This is a genomic window from Catenulispora pinisilvae (assembly GCF_015356865.1).
In the GTDB taxonomy this organism is placed as follows: Bacteria; Actinomycetota; Actinomycetes; order Streptomycetales; family Catenulisporaceae; genus Catenulispora; species Catenulispora pinisilvae.
The window spans coordinates 1-1,902 of sequence record NZ_JAAFZA010000472.1; the positions used below are offsets into that span (position 1 = coordinate 1).

Here is a 1,902-nt window from a genome sequence, read left to right on the forward strand (position 1 = left end):
GACCTGGTCCGCCCCGGCTCCCGGCGACGAGGCCACCCGCTACCTCTGCGCGGCGGCCCACCTCGACGCCGTCTTCACCCGGCGCGCGCTGAAGGAGTTCGTCTTCGACGAGGGCCGGGCCCCGGCTCCCTCGACCGGCGTCGACGAGGTCCTGGTGCTGCGCCACGCGCTGGCCGCCCGCACCCGGCGGCTGCACCGGGACGTGGCGCTGGTCGCGCTGATGGTGGTGGCGCTGCTGGCCTCGGTCTGGACGGTCGGAGCCTGGCTGGTCTGGGGCGCCGGGCTGTGGCTGCTGCTGAGCGGGGCCCGGGGCGGCGCCGCGCGCGGGAGCGTCGTCGGGGCGGGCGCACCGGCCCCCGGCAGCGGCCCGGCGACCCCCGACACGCCCCGGCACCCGCCCTGGCCGGCACCGGCCGTCATCACCCCCGCGTTCGCCCCGCTGGCCCGCTTCGTGGCCCTGGTCTGGGGCGTGGTCGGCGCGGCCGCCATCGCCTCCGCCGCCGGCCTGACCCATCCCTTCGGCCTGGCGGTCCCGGCCCGGTTCCACGACGCCGGTCCCGGCACACCGTGCGTGGCCTGGGTGGGCATCCCCCTGGCCGGGGCCCTGACCGCCTGGCTGATAGTCCTGGCCGAGCGGCTGGCGACCCGGCACGTCCTGGTGGACAAGCTGCGCCGGGACCGCTTCGGCACCCACCGCTGGGTGGCCACCGAGACGGTCTGGGCCCGCCGCGCGCTGGCCGAGCTGGCCGCCCGCGCCGCCTCGAACCACCAGGTCCTCGCCGACCCCGCACGCCCCTTCGCCGGCTCCGGCCGCCAGGTCCTGCGCCGCCGCTGGCTGCTGGAGACCGGCCCGATCCGCTACGACGTCCAGGACCTGATCGAGCGCGTGACGGACGCCCTGGCCGCAGGCGCCCCGGGCCTGGGCCCCGAGGGACTGCTGGAGCAGGTGGCCTGGGACGACTTCGTGGTCGCCACCGGCCCGGTCCTGGCCGTCGGCCAGACCACCGACGCCTCCCTGCGCCTACTCCCCGCCCGCGGCACCACCACACCGCGCGTCTTCCGCCGCTTCCGCATCCTGTCCGACCCGGCAGAGACCGTCGTCACCGTCTACCTGTCGGCCTCCTCCACCCCGGGCCTAGCCCTGGTCGAGCTCCACGGCCTGGTCCTGGAACCGGTGGCAGCGGCCTACCGCGGCGTGGACCGCCTCCCGGGCCTAGGCGCCTCAGCCGCACTAGTCGAAGGCTGGCACGCCGCAGCCGCCCTCCCACACCTCCTGTTCGCCGCCCCCCGAGCATCCGCCGGAGCCGCCGCCGACCCCTGGCGCTGGCGCCACCGCCGCGCAGTACTAGACCGCGCCGCAGCCGGCGGCCTCCCCGCCGCAGACGGCGCCCGCACCTCGCTGCGCGAACTGGGCGTAGCTGGCGCTTGGCACGGCACCCGCGCGCCGCTGGTGGATCGGGAGGGGGCGCCCTTCGCTCGGGAGGATGCGAATCTGGCGCTTGCTGTGGTGGAGCGGCGGGTGCGGGAGGCGCTGCGGCCTTTGCTTTAGGGGCGGTTGCTTTTGGCGGCTCGGTAGGCGGCTCGGTAGGCGGTTCGGTAGGCGGCCCGGTAGGCGGCCCGGTAGGCGGTTCGGTAGGCGGTCCGATCGGCGGTCCGGCCCCTACTTTCGACCGTGGTTCGAGGGGATTCGGATCGGCTAGCCTGCCGATCATGAAGTTCTTCAAGAGGCTGCGCAGGTCTGCGCGTGCGGCCAAGGCGCCGCTATACACCGATTTGGGAACGACGGTGGCACAGGCCGCCTCGACGACTGCGATCGCGGCTGGGATCGGGGGCGGGGCTCCTTTGGCGAAGGAGCGTAAGGGGAAGAAGCCGGAGGACGTCGAGGACTGAGGTTGGTGGGGT

General features: G+C 75.5%; 2 protein-coding genes. Both read left to right on the top strand.

Annotated features, from left to right (window positions below):
* On the top strand, nt 1-1,549 hold a 1,549-nt coding region (locus IZR01_RS48965; RefSeq protein ID WP_228561442.1), incomplete at its 5' end, for an AbeC-like domain-containing protein.
* Nucleotides 1,550-1,710: 161 nt separating this feature from the next.
* The gene (locus tag IZR01_RS48970; RefSeq protein ID WP_194927867.1) at nt 1,711-1,890 is read left to right on the top strand and encodes a hypothetical protein; all 180 of its coding nucleotides are present in this window, start codon (nt 1,711-1,713) and stop codon (nt 1,888-1,890) included.
* Nucleotides 1,891-1,902: the final 12 nt, after the last annotated feature.